This window comes from Nocardia sp. NPDC055165, from assembly GCF_053606985.1.
Genome location: NZ_JBSGSS010000002.1, coordinates 85221 through 99716 on the forward strand (window position 1 = coordinate 85221; position 14496 = coordinate 99716).

Here is a 14496-nt window from a genome sequence, read left to right on the forward strand (position 1 = left end):
TGCCCGGCGATCAGGCCGCCGCCGCGCCGGACCTGTTCGCATCGGGCACGATGGTGATCATGGACCTCCGCATCTTCACCGAACCCCAGCAGGGCGCCGACTACGACACGTTGCTGTCGGTGGCCCGCGCCGCCGAGGAGCTCGAATTCGACGCGTTCTTCCGTTCCGACCACTACCTCGCGATGGGCGATGCCTCGGGCCTGCCCGGCCCGACCGATGCCTGGATCACCCTGGCCGGGCTGGCCAGGGACACCTCCCGCATCCGGCTGGGCACCCTGGTCACCGCCGCCACGTTCCGGCTGCCGGGGCCGCTGGCCATCCAGATCGCCCAGGTGGATCAGATGTCGAACGGGCGGGTCGAACTCGGTCTCGGCAGCGGCTGGTTCGCCGCCGAACACGCCGCGTACGGAATCCCGTTCCCGGACAACAGGTTCGGCCTGCTCGAAGAGCAACTGGCCGTCATCACCGGACTGTGGGACACCAAGCCGGGGGCGACGTTCAGCTTCGACGGAGCCCACTATCAACTCACCGACTCCCCCGCCCTACCCAAGCCCGTGCAAGACCCGGTGCCCGTGATCATCGGCGGCAACGGCAAGGTCCGCACCCCGCGCCTGGCGGCCCGCTATGCCACCGAGTTCAACATGCCGTTCGCCTCGATCGCCGACAGCGCCGCCCAGTTCGACCGGGTGCGCGCCGCGGTGCGCGCGGCCGGGCGCACCGACGAGCTGATCTACTCCAATGCCCTGGTCGCCTGCGTCGGGCGCACCGATGCCGAGGTAGCGCGCCGGGCCGCCGCGATCGGCCGCGAGGTGGACGAACTCGCGAGCAACGGCCTGGCCGGCTCGCCCGCCGAGGTCGTCGACAAGATCGCCCGCTACCGCGAGATCGGCGCGAGCCGGATCTACCTCCAGATCCTCGATCTCGCCGATCTCGATCACCTGGAACTCATTGCCGCCGAGGTGCAATCGCAGCTCTGAGATCGATATCGCGGTCAGGGAAGCAGACCGAGGGCGGTGCGGCCGACGACGTCGAGGATCGCATCGGTGTTGGGGGGATGGAGTTGTCCGGTGCGGACGTCGCGGTAGAGGCGTTCGAGTTCGTTGCGGCGACTGACCGACGACGCGCCGACCACCTGCACCGCGGTGTCGACGACGTTCTTGGCTGTCCTGGTGGCGAATTCCTTCGCTGAGAACAGACGCGGAACCGCCCACACGCCGAGATCGGCGCCGGCGTCCGCGTCCCGGGTCGCCGTCTCGAGCAGTGCGTACGCGGCGTCGAGCTGGATTTCGGCTTCGGCGATCTGGCGTTGTACCGCCGGTTTGCCGGCGTGGGCCTCGACACCAGGGACCAGCGAGGAGCGGGTGCCGGCGTGCAGGATCGCGACATCGAGCGCCCGCCGGGCGATCCCGAAGTAGACATTGGCCAGCAGCGGCAGATACCAGCCGAGGATGCCGTTGATCAGCGGGGGGTAGGCACCGCCGGGCGCGTGCGTTCCCGCGAGCGTCGCGGCTTCGGCACGCGCGTTGTCGAAGATCGTGTCGTCGCTGCGGGTCGCCCGCACGCCGAGGGTGTCCCAGGTTTCCTCGGTGCGCACCCCCGGCTGGTCGCGGGCGACGAACAGGTGCACGATGTGCGGGTCGGCGGGGTCGGAGTCGTCACGGGCGTGGATACCCACCGAGGTCCACACCGGGCCCAGCGAGGTGAAGGTCTTGCGGCCGTCGACGCGGTAGGAGCCGTCGGGCAGGCGCCGGGCGCTCACCACCGAATCATCCAGTCCCACATCGTTTCCGCGTTCACCGTGACCGGCCGCGAACACCTCACCGTCGCGAACCGCGGCGAGCAACCAGCTGAAGTCCTCGGCACCGGAGACGGTCAGCGCGGCAGCGGGCCCGGTCCAGTACAGATGCATGTTCACCGCGAGCGCGGTCGCGGGCGCCCAATACGCCAATTGCCTTTGCTCCCTGGACAATTCGCTGAGCGACAGGCCCCGGCCACCGTACTGCGGCGGCAGCGCGGCGCGCAGGTACCCGGCCTCGCGCAGTTCCTCGAAATCCTCGGTGAAGAAGGCGTTTTCAGCGTCGTAACCGGCCGCGCGGGCGTGGAACCGGTGGTAGTCCTCGGTGCTGAAGAAGGCGCTCGGCGCGGCGGCCGCCGAGAGCGGGGAGGTGCTGCTGGCAACGACGGTGGGTGTGACGGTGCTGGTCATCGCTGGTCTCCCGGGTTCGCCTCGGCGGCGAGATCGATGGCTTGCGCGAATCGGCGCGACTCCGAATGTGGCAAGTATCGCGGGCCGACCGGGCCGCGGTGAAGCAATAGAATCGGCCCGATCACATCCCGAACGTCAGTAGAAGACCGGCCCGGGAACGCCACCCCCGGCCGCGATGGCATCACCGGTGATGGCGATGCTGCGTGGCGAGGCCAGGAACGTCACCACATCGGCGACCTCACCCGCGTCGATGATCCGGCGAATCGAATTCTTGACCAGCTGTGATTCCAGCTCGGCCACGTCGCCACCGTCTTGCTCGACCTGGCGGGTGAGCCGTTCGGTGAGCCGTTCGGTGCGGGTGAGGCCCGGGTGCACGACTGTCACATTCACCCCGTGCGGCCCCAGCTCGTCGGCGAGGTTCTTGGTCAACGCCGAGACGCTCACGTTGCGGATGGTCTGCCCGATCGAATTGGCCTGCCGCGCACCGAGCCCGCTGATGTTGATGATGCGACCCCACCCCTGCTCCACCAGATGGGGTGCGACAGCACGTGCGGTGCGCAGGTATCCGAGCACCTTGATCTCGACTTCCCTGCGCACGATCTCGTCGGTGGTGGCTTGCAGATCGCCGCCCGCGCCCGCGCTCCACGGTGTGGCGGCGGAGTTCACCAGGATGTCCACGCCACCGAGTTCGGCGACGGTGCGCGCGACGAGTTCTTTCACCTGCTCGTCGTCGCCGGTGTCGGTCGGTACCGCGATCACCCGCCGTCCCGATTGCCGAGCGATCTCGTCGGCGGCGGCGCGCAGCGGTTGCGCCGACCGTGCCGCGAGCACCACATCCACCCCCTCCGTCGCGAGCCCCCGCGCGATGGCCAGACCGATTCCCTTGCTCGCGCCGGTGACGATCGCCCGTTTTCCATCCAGTCCCAGATCCATGGCCCGACGCCAACAATCCCACCCGCAGCGCCACACGCCCCAGCTCGAGATGATCGAAACCCGCAGCAGCCGGGGCTTCTCGCGACGTCCGGAGCACCGCGTAGGATATCGCCTGTCCGTAGGGAAGACCGGTGTGAGTCCGGGGCTGTCCCGCAACTGTGAGGCTCGTTCCCGAGCCGAAGCCAGATACCTGCGGATGAACTGTTGAAACGGTCGTGATCACGTGGGTATTGATCGATGCGCCGAACCGAGCCACACCGGTTGTGGCTTGTTTGCGCATGTCTTCGTCGCGTGTGAGCCCACGCGATAGGAGCATCCATGCAGCCGTCGAATCTGCGCCGCCGTACCTTCCTGCTCGGCGGCGCGCTCGCCGCGGGCACGGCCCTGGTCGGGTGCAACCGCTCGTCCGGGAATTCCGTCGACACTTTCACTGCCGCCTTCCAGGGCTCCGGTGCCGGTGAGGGCATCGATCCCGGTGTGAACACGCTGTTCATCGACGAGGCTCGGATGAAGGCGGTCTACGACGGACTGTTCGAGATCGACGAGACGATGACGCCGATCCCGCGCCTGGCATCAGCCGCGGAGCCGAACGCCGACGGCACTCGGTGGCGCATCACCCTGCGAGACGCCGTCTGGCACAACGGGAAAGCCGTCGGCGCCGATGACGTGCTCTACACCTTCTCGAGGGTGCTCGGACCGCCGCAGCGTCGCCCGTTCATCGCCGCCTCCTCGCTCGACAAGGTCGACCTCGCCCAGAGCCGCGCGATCGATGCGCGCACGGTGGAGATCGTCTTGAAGGAGCCCTCTTTCGAGTTCCTGATCGCGTTGTCGGCCTATGGGACCAAGATCGTGCCGAACGGGGCCACCGACTTCGAGCGGCCGGTGGGGACCGGCCCCTTCGTGTTCGAGTCCTTCACGGCGGGCAGGGAATTCGTTGCTACCGCCAACGATCGCTACTGGGACGGCGCCCCGTCGATCCGGCGACTGCGCATCGTCAGCGCGGAGTCCGATGCCCGGCTCGCAGCGGTACAGAGCGGCGAGATCGACTACGCCGACAACCTCACCCCGTCGGCAGCACGGACCCTGCAGGGTCGGCGCGGCCTGACGCTCGCGGCGACCCCCAACAGTGGCATCTACTTCTTCGCGATGAAGACCGACCGTGCCCCGTTCGACAACCCTGATGTCCGCCGGGCGGTCATGCGGATGCTCGACCGCGACGAGCTGGTCAAGGTCGCGCTCGAGGGCAACGGCGAGGTCGGCAACGATGTGTTCGGCAAAGGCTTCCAGTACTACGCCGACCTGCCCCAACACACCTACGATCCCGACGAGGTGGGCCGGTTGCTGCGCCGCGCCGGGGTGCGTGACCTGTCGTTCGACCTGTTCACCGCGCCGGTGGCGCACGGCTTCGTGGAGTCGGCAAGGCTTTTCGCCGAACACGCGGGCCGCTGTGGGGTGAAGGTCAACGTCGTTCTCGGTTCCAAGGACACCTATTACACCGACGCGCTCAACACCGGCCATCTCACGATGGGCCAGTCCGGGCCGCTGCCCGTTCCGAACCATTTCGCGTCACGACTGCTCACCGGGTCGCCGCAGAATCGGACGAAGTGGTCCGATGGCGAGTTCGACGCGCTCTACGTCAAGGCACAGTCGACACCCACCGTGGAAGGACGTGCGGCGATCTACCGAACGATGCACGAAATCCTGTACGACCGTGGCGGATTCGTCTTCTTCGGCAACACCGCCTGGAACAGCGCCGCGGGCGATCGTTTTCAGCAACTGCCCGCCGCGGTACCGAACTCGCACGGCTGGGCCCGATTCGACGAGGTGAATGCTCGATGACCGGACTGGACGCGGCGACGGCGCGGTACTGGCTCGAACGCTGGGACCGCCAGCAGGAGCACTACATGCCCGATCGCGAACAGCGATTCGAGGTGATCGGCGATGTATTGGACGAACTCGGTGACCGCGACGACCTGTTGATCGTCGATCTCGGGGTCGGTCCGGGAACCCTGTCGCAGCGGCTGCTCGACCGGTTCCCCGACGCCCGCGTTGTCGGCGTGGACGCCGATCCGCTGCTGCTCGGTCTCGCCGAACCGGCCTTGGCTTCGCCACGCTTCCGGACAGTGAATGCCGACCTGCGATCCGAGGGATGGCTCGACGCACTGGATCTGGAGCGAGTCCCGGACGCGTTCGTCAGCACCACCGCCCTGCACTGGATGAATCGTGATCCGTTGCGTGCGCTGATCAAGACCTGCGCGCAAGCGCTGAAGCCGGGCGGGTTGTTCGTCGACGGTGACCACCTCTACGAGGGTCCTGGCGGTACCCGGCTCGATGCCCTGGGTACATCGATGACCGCACGCCGCGCCGAGCGACGAGGAACCGCGGGCGCCGAGGACTGGGCCGCCTGGTGGGACGCAGTGAATCGAGCACCCGAACTCGCCGAACTCGTGCGGGCCCGCGACGGCGGATTCGAGCACACCGTGCACGATCGGCCGACCGTGCACGACTACGTCGCCTTCGCCCGCGACGCGGGATTCGCCGAGGCCGGCATCGTCTGGCAGTACGGTGACGACCGCATCGTGGTCGGTATCCGGTAGCGTCCGTGCGCTTGTCGACCCCGTTCACCCGATTCCTGCTGCGCCGCAGCGTCATCGGGATCGGCCAGCTCGGCGTGCTGCTGGTCTTGGTGTTCGTGCTCTCATTGCTGTTGCCCGGCGATGCTGCCGACGTGCAGAGCAACGACGTCCTCGGCGAGCAGCAGCGCGCGGCGGCCAGGCATCTGCTCGGCCTCGACGTCGCACCGGTCCAGCGTTTCCTGGATTGGCTCGCCGGCGCCGTGGTCGGCGACTTCGGCGTGTCCTACGCCAACGGGCACCCGGTCGGCGACGTGATCGCCGACCCGTTCCTGACCACCGCGCTGATGGCCGTGCTGGCCTTGGCGCTGCTGGTCCCTGTCGCCGTCACGGCCGGGTTCGCCGCGGGCTCGGCACCGGGATCGTGGTGTGATCGGATTGTCAGCGCCGTCAGTATCGGGCTCGATTCCATTCCGGATTTCGTGCTCGCGGTCCTGCTCGTCAGCTACATCGCCCTCGATCTCGACCTGCTGCCCGCCACCTTCCTCGGGACCGACCTCGACACCCTGCTCGACCGTCCGGAATACCTGGTGCTGCCGCTGATCGTGATGGTCGCTCGCGTCGCCGCTCCCCTGGTTCGGCTGGTCCGCGCCGGTGTCATCGATGTGATGGATCAGCCCTACATCGCCCAGGCCCGCCGGCTCGGCGTCGGCCGGATGTCGCTGCTGGCCCGGCATGTCGCGCCCAACGCGCTCGCGCCCGCGATGCAGGAACTCGGGCGCACCGGGGACGGATTGCTCTCCGGTGTGCTCATCGTGGAGGCGGTGTTCGTGGTGCCCGGCATCGCGTCGGCGCTCATCGGTGCCATCGGCAACCGTGACGACCCGGTCATCCTCGCGATCGTCGCGATCACCGGTGTCGTCGCGATCGCGATCAACACCCTCATCGATATCGCCGGGCAACGCATGGTGCCGGTGGCGGCCGAAGGCATCCGCCGATGACCGTGCGCCGCTGGATCTACAGCGTGCTGGTCGCGGTGCCGGTACTCGTCGCGACCGTGGGGCCGTTTCTCGCCGTGGGGGCGCCACCGCACCGTCAGTCGCCGTTCGGGCCGTCGGACTGGTCACCGTTCGGTACCGACCGGCTCGGGCGTGACGTGCTGGCCGCCGCACTCACCGGCGGACGGACATTCCTCGTCGTCGCGGCCGTGACCGTCGCCGTCGCCTATCTCCTCGGGTCGCTGATCGGTGTCGCGGCCGCCGCGGCGCCACGCGCGTGGGTGGACGAGTTGCTGATGCGCCCGATGGATGTGCTGCTGTGTCTGCCCTCGTTGCTCATCATCATGGTTGCCGCGTTGCGCACTCGTGGCTCAGCGGTCGCGATCGCGTGTGCGATCGGTTTCGTGCTCGTCGCGCCGATCGCGCGATTCGTTCGCATGACGGCCCGCGGGACTGTCCACGGTACGGTCATGGACGCGTTGCGGATGCAGGGCGAGAGCCGAGCCTTCCGATACGGCAACTACGCGGTTGCCGAGATGTCCCGGCCGATCGCCGCCGATCTGGCGTTGCGGTTCACCGCTGCCGTGTACTTTCTGGCGTCGGCCAACTTCCTCGGCCTCGGATTCGACACCACCTCGACCGATTGGGCGGTGTCGGTCGCGGCCAACAAGGACGCACTGACCATCGCGCCCTGGTCGGTGGCCCTGCCCGCGCTGTTGATCGTGGCGCTCATCGTCGGGGTCAATCTGCTCGCCGACGACCTGCTCGCCGACCCTCGCACCCACGCCGCACGCCTGGCCACCCGTGACCGCGATGGCTGAGCCGCTCATCAGTGTGCGTGCGCTACGGGTCACCGCGGGCCGGACCGTCCTCGTCGACGACATCGACCTCGACGTGCACGCCGGCGAAATCGTCACGCTGTTCGGTCCCTCCGGTGCCGGTAAGACCACCATCGCTACGGCGATAGCGGGTGTCGCCGTAGCGGGAACTGTGGTCGCGGGCAGCATTCGGTGCCGAGGCCCGCAGAACAGAGTCCGGATCGGCTACCTGCCCCAGCACGCGGCGTCCACCCTGAACCCCGCTCGCAGAATCGGCACCGCGCTGGCCGAACTGGAACGCCTGCGTCGACGTCGCCTCGGGCTGCCGCGCACCGACAGGGCCACCCGGCGCGGCCACGTTGCCGACGTGCTGACAGCCGCGGCGTTCGAGGTGTCCGACCACACAATGGCCACCATGCTCGGCAAGTATCCGTTCGAGTTCTCCGGCGGCGAACGTACCCGGCTCGCGCTGGCGCAGGTGCTGATGTCGGATCCCGATGTGCTCATCGTGGATGAACCGACAGTCGGATTGGATCCCCTCGCGCGAGCCGCCCTGCTCACCGGACTCGACCGGCTGCGTCGGACAGGCAAAGCCGTAGTGCTCGTCACCCACGACACCGTCGCCGTCGACCGGGTCAGCGACCGGACGCTGTTCGTGCGCGTGGGTCGGCTCCACGACAGCGACCGACCCGCGCCGGTGGCCGCACCGCCCCGACGACGAGCGTCCGCGGTGTCACCGCCTGTTCTGCGACTGCGCGATCTCGCTGTCTCCCATCGACGTTCGCGCATTCTGCGCGGTGTCGACCTCGATCTGCATCGCGGTGAACTCGTCGCGATGGTCGGCGTATCCGGGGCGGGTAAGTCGACGATCGGTCGTACGATCGCCGGACTGGTCGGTCCCGACAGCGGCCACGTGCTGCTCGACGGCGAACCACTGGCCCCGCTGCGCCGGCGTCGTCGCGCACAGATCGCCGCCGTTCAGTACGTGTGGCAGGAGTCGGCAGCCTCGTTCGACCCTCGGCGCACGATTCTCGACCAGGTCGCGGCCACCTCCGTCCGGCTGCGCGGAGTCGACCGAGACACCGCCCGCCGGTACGCTCACGAGTTGCTGAACGACTTGGGTATCGATGCGCGGCAGGCACTTCGATATCCCGCGGGATTGTCCGGCGGCCAGCTTCAACGCGCCGCCCTCGCGCGAGCACTCGGCGCCGAACCCGCTGTCCTGGTGTGCGACGAGATCACCACCGCGCTCGACGCGCCGCTGACCAGCCGAATCCTGGAGTACCTCGACAGCTACCGGCATCGAACCGGCGCCGCGATTCTGATGATCACCCATGATCTGCGTACCCACCTCCACCGCGCCGACCGGATCGTGATGGTCGACGCGGGGCGCGTCATCGAGGCCGGCGTACCAGCCGAATCCTGCGCCGACCAGCCCATCCCGATCCTGTCCGGATTCCTGGCCGCCGACGAGGTCGGCCACACCCGGCGACTCCGCCGTACCAGAGGGACACCAACACCCACCTGAACACTGGAGTCCTCGCCCGCTATGGGGCGGGTTGGTGGCCCCGGCCCAGCGGGAGCGCGACGCGCAGGGCTCGAATTTCCTCGACCAGGTCGGCATAGCCTTCCTGGACTTGAGCAAAGCGCAGAGCGGCGTGGTGCTGGTGTTCGGCGCTCTTGGTGTGGCGCAGTGTCCATTGAACGTGGGTGTAGGTGTCTGCCACGTGGCTGATCACCTCGCCGAGGGAATGGGTGTGCCGGCGGCCCGAGGTGGGGCGAGGAAGATGGCAGGCCGACCACTCGTCGATCAAGCCGATGACGGTGTTGATCCGGCCGCTGGTGGTAGGCGCGTCGAAGTCGGCAGGCCGGCGGGTGGTCGACACCGACGCGGTGAACAGAGTCGCGTGCAGATCCGCCAGCTCGCGTGCCCATCCGATCAGCGGCGACCCGCCCTGCAGGTTCCCGGCGACGGCGAGCAGTAACTGACGGGCCTCCAGTAACCCCTCGGCGGTCCGCACGCGTGTGTTCTCCCCAGCGCGGCTGTCGGGCTTCGCGGCGGAGCCGCCTGCGTGCGTCACAGCTACACACACCCGGCTCACCGGCGTCTGCCCATTGCCCGATGGCCACGTCTCGGTGTCGTCGTAGTCATGAGCCGAGTACATCGCCGAATAATCTCTGCGACAATGACATTCGACAGGGCATGTCGTAAATGCCGCTGTGTGGGGATGACATCGTCGGGTTGCGTCGACATTGCTACGCGGTCGCGAGGCGATGTTCGGTCAGGTGGTGTGGAGTGTGCCGGGCGGTGCGGACGGCCCGCCGGATCGTCTGACAGAGATCGCGAACATCGGATCGCGAGGACGCGAGACTCGCGGCGTGCACCAGCTGCCCCAGCCGGTCGCCGACTCGCCCGCTGTCGACCTGACCGGTCATGTCCAGGCAAGCCGTCGCGACGGAGACCGCGTCATCGATCTGGCCGAGGCGGAAGGTGCCCGTGGCGATGGTGATGTTGTCGAACAGAATGCTGCGGGCAGGTCGTCCCGGCGTGGACGCGGCCAACGAGGCGCGAGCGGCGTCGACGGCTTCCGCTGTGTAATGTTGCGCGGTCTGTCCGCGAGCTGTCAGGGCGTACTCGTTGTAGATCACCGATCGCATCCCGGTGAACTCTCCGGGGGTGAAGAACACCCGGGTCCACGGGTCGATGGGATGATCTGCGACCCGGGCGATCTCGTCTTCGGCGCGGGCGAGCGCGGTCCGCATCCGGTCGGCGTCGCCCATCATCGCGTGCGCCCAGGCCTCATTGGCATACAAGCGCGCCGATTCCCCACCGCCGGTGGCGTCTTGGGCAGGTAGCTGGCCGAGTTGGAACATCCGCAGAGCGACGCGCGGGTCGCGTTCGATCAAGCTGATCCGCCCCAGCACGTAGAGCGTTGACGCGACCAGGCTGTCCGCACCCGCTCGCCGCGCGGAAACCAAAGCCATGGTGGCGTATTGGCGGGCGCGATGCTGGTCACCGATGTCGTGGTAGGCCCACCCGATCAGCCGGGCCAGATCGGCGGTGGCGACCAGCAGTGCGTGCGCGAGCGTCGTGTGTCCGCGGTATCCGGCCAGCAGCGCGGTCGTCGATTTCAGGAGATCGACGGCCGTGCGCGCGACCGAGCCACCACCGTGTCGCTGATCGCGTTCCCGCAATCCCGAGGTGGCGCTGCGCACCGCATCGAGATCGAGGCACCCTGTGTCGCAGGGCATCTCGGGAACGTCAAGGGAAGGCAGCCAGGGCGTCAGGATGTCAGCGGAACCGACCACGGCGGTCGCGAGGGCCTCCAGCAGCGTCGCATCCGCGCCGCGCCGCGTACCGGCACCGACGAACTCGGGAGCCTGTGACACCACTTCACGAGCGAACCCCACATTCAGGCCCGGCGAGGACAGGACGGAGTCGATCTCGGGAACCGGTGCGCCGAGCGCAGCCAGCAGAACGCGATAGGACTTACTGGGCCTGCGGACCTCGCCGAGTTCCCAGCGCGCGATGTGTCGTTCCGAACACGCGACATTGACGCTGTCGCGGCGAGCCCGATCGTTGATCAACTCGGCGAAATCCCCACGGCTGAGCCCTAATCGAGCGCGACGATAGGTCCGAAGTCGCTGCCCCCAGCTGTTCGCGGCTCCGGCATCGAGAGTGCCGCGGAGGGTGTCTGGGTCGGTGACGTCCATGAGTGGGCCCCACTCTTCTTGCGCCGCAGGGTATGTCGCAGTTCGGATACACCCTCCGACTTGTTCGCCAAATAATCGTGGTTGATAATCTAACCTGATAATCAGGATTGCGAAACAGGTGGCAGCCGCCGCCCAGCAGCCCGATACGGTGGGATCCATGGCACGAACCGCACGAAAAGTGCTGCTAGGTCGAGAGATCGACGCGCTTCTGCGCCGGTCTCGCACTACCCAGGCCGACGCGGGAAAGATGATCGGGGTGAGCCAGTCCCGCATCGCGGCGGTGATCAGCGGCACGGGCAATCTGAGCGCCCAGGCACTCGACGAGCTGGTCAGGCAGCTCGGCGTCACCGACCACGACTACATCGCGATCCTGCTCGATCTCCGCGAAGACAGCCATCGCCGCGGATTCTGGAACTCCGGCTACCGCCGCGCCTACATCGAGGAACTGCGACTGCTCGTCGACCTCGAGGCGGTGGCGGACCGACTACGCGAGACCGCTGCCGAGATCGTTCCCGGCCTGCTCCAGCACGAGAGCTACATCCGCGCGCTGCACGAACCCCTCCAACTCGACCCCGACGATCCGGACGCGGTCACCGTGGACGACTACGTCCGAGCCCGCGTCGCGCGTCAGCGAATCCTGCTCGCGCGGGGAGCACCCGAGTTCCACGCGATCCTGTCCGAATCCTGCCTGCGCCGCACCTACGGCGGAGACGCGGTGATGCTCGACCAGATCACCCACCTGCTCGAGCTGTCCGCCCGGCCCAACATCCAGATCCAGGTCATGCCCTTCACCCACCAGGCACCCGGCGCCGGCATGGAAGACCGCTACATCCTGGTTCGCGTGCCCTCCCCGGGAGCGGCCGGCGATCTCGAGATGGCCGTCATCGAAGCGCAGGGCGAGATCCGCTACATCGATGACAAACCCGCCGTCGGTATCCGCGACAAGATCTTCAACCGCCTGGCGATGACCGCCTTGAGCCCCCACGACTCACGTCAGTTCATGGAACACCTCGTCCGCGGCCTCCGCAGCCGCCCCACCATTCAGCGATAGACCGGCACCACCGCAACCGCAGAGGAATCACGATGTCCGACAGCGACTTCGAGCCACGCCCGATCGACACCAACAAACCCAGCTCCGCACGCATCTATCACCACATGGTCACCGGCGAGGTGATCTTCGAATCGGATCTGCCGTTCATTCATCGGCTCTACGCCGACATCCCCTTCTATCCCCTGTGGGCCCAGCACAATCGCCGGTTTCTCGCCCGCGCCGTTCGCTACATGGCCGGCACCGGCATTCGCCAGTTCCTCGACATCGGGTCCGGCCTGCCGACCGGCGGCAACACCCACGAGGTCGCGCGCGAGCTCGCCCCCGATTCCCGCGTCGTGTACGTCGACAACGACGAAGAAGCGATCAACCGGGCCCGCGACCTGCTGCGTGAACAGGGCGTCACCGACACCGCGACGATGGTCGACGCCGATCTGCGCGAGCCCGCGCGCATTCTCGCCCACCCCGATACCCAGCGCCTGATCGACTTCACCGAACCCGTTGGGCTGCTACTGGTTTCGGTGCTTCCCTGGGTCACCGACGCCAGCGAGCCCGGCAAGATCGTCGCGCAGCTGCGTGACGCCCTCGCCCCCGGTAGCCACATCGCCATGACACACGTGTCCCTCGAAGACGCGGGCGCGGAGATCAAAGCACAGGTCTCCGCAGGCGCGGCGGTCTTCACCGATGCCAGCACACCGGTCACCCTGCGCACCCGCGCGCAGTTCCAGACCTTCTTCGACGGATGGACGATCGCCGACCCCGGCATCACCTACGCCACCGACTGGCGACCCGAACAGCCGATCGACCACGACGACTACGCCCGCCCCTGCAATTTCGCGGCTATCGGCAGTCTCCCCTAGTGTGTGCCCGCGCTGCCGGCACCGTCGCCGGCAGCGCTGTTCGAAAGGATCCACCATGTCGTTACCGACACCGCCCGCTGCTCACTTCCGCAAAGCGGCCGCCAGTTCCCCGCAACAGGCGTGCGTGATGGTCTACCGCGACAACCACCGCACCCTCATCTGGGACGACAAACTCGCGCGCCCGGTCGCCACCGCGGCACACCCTGTCCCCCTCGAGGAATGCCTGACCCTCGACCACCATCAGTTCGAGGCCCTCCAGGCCGCGATCCGAGCAGACCGGCCCATCCGTGGCGCCCTGACGATCACCCGAGCATCCGACGACCTCTACGAATTCAGCGCCGCGCCGGAATGCCGAGCCTCGACAGGCACCGCCAGGCTCTTCTTCGACCACCTCGAATACACCGCGTTCGTCCACGCGGTGCGGCACCGCGAGTTCGAACGATCAACCTTCCTCTCCCACGCCGCGTGACCGAATCGGCCGTGAGACGCTGCGTGCCGGCACAGCACGGCCGCAGCACCCCTAGCAGCCGCGAGAACCCTGCACCCTCCGCTCAGATCCCGAAGTGGCCACCGACCCCGAAACTGGTGTAGGTGCTGATGTGCGGGTTGGGTGAGGGGTGTGTGGGGCGCGGCTCCGGGATGCGGCGTGAGTCGGCCCGTTCGCTGGAGGCGGCAGCTCGGCTCAGGGCTGTATCCAAGCGTTGCCGCTCTGCCCCAGCCCGCGCCGCTGCTTCCCGCACCCGCGTCGCGAGCTGTGCCCGGATCGGCCGATATCTCTGGTCGATGCTGCGCAGCCGCTGCCGGAACTCGTCCAGCGCACGCTGTGATTCCACGTGGTCGCGGCGGCTCCTCGCCGCTCGCCTCCCCACTGCCGTCAGCAGCTGGGGCGGGAACCCGCCGATCGTGCACCCCAGGTCGTGGACGAGCTGCAATTCGGTACCACGCAGCGCGTGCAGTGCCGCGCCTTCGGCCTGGGACCACCGAGTGTGCTCATCCTCAGTCGCCGCAATCTCACAGCGCGAGGAGGATGGTGTCGGAGCTGGATCCACCCGTTCTCTACGAAATGTGGTCCACCCCCGCTCGAGCCAACGATCCGACGGTCGGTGCGGCCGCAGTTCGTAAAACTCGACTGCGATGGGGCTCGCATCAAGACCCTCACGGTGCCGCTGGTTCACCAGCACCGCCTCGAGCTGGGCGACGTAGCGGTACAACGTCACAGTAGCCATCGTGGCTCTCCCTCCACCGGGATACGTTTCCACGATAGCGACGAAACAGTCACCACACCGTCGATTGTCGCGGCAGCGACAGCGGGTGACTTGTGTTCGGGCTGAGCGCAATTCTGTTCG

Annotated in this window: 14 protein-coding genes and 1 riboswitch; of the genes, 9 read left to right on the top strand and 5 right to left on the bottom strand. The window is 67.7% G+C overall.

Annotated elements, in window-relative coordinates:
* The first annotated feature begins 59 nt into the window (after window positions 1–59).
* Entirely contained in the window at window positions 60–977 is a 918-nt protein-coding gene (locus tag ACWFRF_RS04400) for an LLM class F420-dependent oxidoreductase (RefSeq protein ID WP_452449148.1), read from the top strand.
* Between the two features lie 14 nt (window positions 978–991).
* On the opposite strand, the gene ACWFRF_RS04405 is transcribed toward ACWFRF_RS04400, so the two are convergent.
* Entirely contained in the window at window positions 992–2206 is a 1215-nt protein-coding gene (locus tag ACWFRF_RS04405; protein WP_452448899.1) for an acyl-CoA dehydrogenase family protein, read from the bottom strand.
* A 135-nt stretch (window positions 2207–2341) separates the two neighbouring features.
* Window positions 2342–3139, bottom strand: coding sequence for an SDR family NAD(P)-dependent oxidoreductase (locus tag ACWFRF_RS04410; protein WP_452448901.1), 798 nt, complete (start codon window positions 3137–3139; stop codon window positions 2342–2344).
* Window positions 3140–3238: 99 nt separating this feature from the next.
* Window positions 3239–3351: riboswitch (cobalamin riboswitch) on the top strand.
* Window positions 3352–3457: 106 nt separating this feature from the next.
* On the opposite strand from ACWFRF_RS04410, the gene ACWFRF_RS04415 reads away from it, so the two are divergent.
* The 5 genes from ACWFRF_RS04415 to ACWFRF_RS04435 are packed head-to-tail and all read left to right on the top strand — an operon-like array spanning window position 3458 to window position 9056.
* Window positions 3458–4978 (top strand): ABC transporter substrate-binding protein, encoded by a 1521-nt coding sequence (locus tag ACWFRF_RS04415; RefSeq protein ID WP_452448902.1) that lies wholly within the window; start codon window positions 3458–3460, stop codon window positions 4976–4978.
* Window positions 4975–5736 (top strand): class I SAM-dependent methyltransferase, encoded by a 762-nt coding sequence (locus ACWFRF_RS04420; protein WP_379312639.1) that lies wholly within the window; start codon window positions 4975–4977, stop codon window positions 5734–5736. The genes ACWFRF_RS04415 and ACWFRF_RS04420 overlap by 4 nt, the downstream gene beginning before the upstream one ends.
* Window positions 5737–5747: 11 nt before the next feature.
* Window positions 5748–6713 carry an ABC transporter permease gene (locus tag ACWFRF_RS04425; protein ID WP_452448903.1) on the top strand — a complete coding sequence of 322 codons (966 nt, stop codon included), beginning with the start codon at window positions 5748–5750 and terminating at the stop codon, window positions 6711–6713.
* On the top strand, window positions 6710–7531 hold the full coding sequence (locus ACWFRF_RS04430; protein ID WP_452448904.1) for an ABC transporter permease: 822 nt from the start codon (window positions 6710–6712) through the stop codon (window positions 7529–7531). Before ACWFRF_RS04425 ends, ACWFRF_RS04430 begins: the two co-directional genes overlap by 4 nt.
* The gene (locus tag ACWFRF_RS04435) at window positions 7524–9056 is read left to right on the top strand and encodes an ABC transporter ATP-binding protein (RefSeq protein ID WP_452448905.1); all 1533 of its coding nucleotides are present in this window, start codon (window positions 7524–7526) and stop codon (window positions 9054–9056) included. Before ACWFRF_RS04430 ends, ACWFRF_RS04435 begins: the two co-directional genes overlap by 8 nt.
* A gap of 19 nt (window positions 9057–9075) precedes the next feature.
* Here ACWFRF_RS04435 and ACWFRF_RS04440 read toward each other — a convergent pair whose 3' ends face one another.
* Both ACWFRF_RS04440 and ACWFRF_RS04445 read right to left on the bottom strand, forming a co-directional pair.
* Entirely contained in the window at window positions 9076–9693 is a 618-nt protein-coding gene (locus tag ACWFRF_RS04440) for a hypothetical protein (RefSeq protein WP_452448906.1), read from the bottom strand.
* A gap of 91 nt (window positions 9694–9784) precedes the next feature.
* Entirely contained in the window at window positions 9785–11242 is a 1458-nt protein-coding gene (locus tag ACWFRF_RS04445) for a helix-turn-helix domain-containing protein (RefSeq protein ID WP_452448908.1), read from the bottom strand.
* A 157-nt stretch (window positions 11243–11399) separates the two neighbouring features.
* On the opposite strand from ACWFRF_RS04445, the gene ACWFRF_RS04450 reads away from it, so the two are divergent.
* The 3 genes from ACWFRF_RS04450 to ACWFRF_RS04460 are packed head-to-tail and all read left to right on the top strand — an operon-like array spanning window position 11400 to window position 13619.
* Complete coding sequence (locus ACWFRF_RS04450; protein ID WP_387444519.1) at window positions 11400–12293, top strand: helix-turn-helix domain-containing protein; 894 nt, start codon at window positions 11400–11402, stop codon at window positions 12291–12293.
* 32 nt (window positions 12294–12325) lie between these two features.
* Window positions 12326–13150, top strand: a complete 825-nt coding sequence (locus tag ACWFRF_RS04455) for an SAM-dependent methyltransferase (RefSeq protein ID WP_452448909.1) — start codon at window positions 12326–12328, stop codon at window positions 13148–13150.
* Between the two features lie 55 nt (window positions 13151–13205).
* Window positions 13206–13619 (top strand): hypothetical protein, encoded by a 414-nt coding sequence (locus ACWFRF_RS04460; protein WP_452448910.1) that lies wholly within the window; start codon window positions 13206–13208, stop codon window positions 13617–13619.
* Window positions 13620–13701: 82 nt separating this feature from the next.
* On the opposite strand, the gene ACWFRF_RS04465 is transcribed toward ACWFRF_RS04460, so the two are convergent.
* A complete protein-coding gene (locus ACWFRF_RS04465) occupies window positions 13702–13983 on the bottom strand; it encodes a hypothetical protein (protein ID WP_379312652.1) in 282 nt (93 codons plus the stop codon).
* Between the last annotated feature and the right edge of the window lie 513 nt (window positions 13984–14496).

Coding starts and splice junctions, on each gene's coding strand:
- ACWFRF_RS04430 (WP_452448904.1), top strand. CDS start 6,710: ATGACCGTGCGCCGCTGGATCTACAGCGTGCTGGTCGCGGTGCCGGTA.
- ACWFRF_RS04415 (WP_452448902.1), top strand. CDS start 3,458: ATGCAGCCGTCGAATCTGCGCCGCCGTACCTTCCTGCTCGGCGGCGCG.
- ACWFRF_RS04460 (WP_452448910.1), top strand. CDS start 13,206: ATGTCGTTACCGACACCGCCCGCTGCTCACTTCCGCAAAGCGGCCGCC.
- ACWFRF_RS04455 (WP_452448909.1), top strand. CDS start 12,326: ATGTCCGACAGCGACTTCGAGCCACGCCCGATCGACACCAACAAACCC.
- ACWFRF_RS04405 (WP_452448899.1), bottom strand. CDS start 2,206: ATGACCAGCACCGTCACACCCACCGTCGTTGCCAGCAGCACCTCCCCG.
- ACWFRF_RS04400 (WP_452449148.1), top strand. CDS start 60: ATGGACCTCCGCATCTTCACCGAACCCCAGCAGGGCGCCGACTACGAC.
- ACWFRF_RS04450 (WP_387444519.1), top strand. CDS start 11,400: ATGGCACGAACCGCACGAAAAGTGCTGCTAGGTCGAGAGATCGACGCG.
- ACWFRF_RS04440 (WP_452448906.1), bottom strand. CDS start 9,693: ATGTACTCGGCTCATGACTACGACGACACCGAGACGTGGCCATCGGGC.
- ACWFRF_RS04435 (WP_452448905.1), top strand. CDS start 7,524: ATGGCTGAGCCGCTCATCAGTGTGCGTGCGCTACGGGTCACCGCGGGC.
- ACWFRF_RS04410 (WP_452448901.1), bottom strand. CDS start 3,139: ATGGATCTGGGACTGGATGGAAAACGGGCGATCGTCACCGGCGCGAGC.
- ACWFRF_RS04445 (WP_452448908.1), bottom strand. CDS start 11,242: ATGGACGTCACCGACCCAGACACCCTCCGCGGCACTCTCGATGCCGGA.
- ACWFRF_RS04420 (WP_379312639.1), top strand. CDS start 4,975: ATGACCGGACTGGACGCGGCGACGGCGCGGTACTGGCTCGAACGCTGG.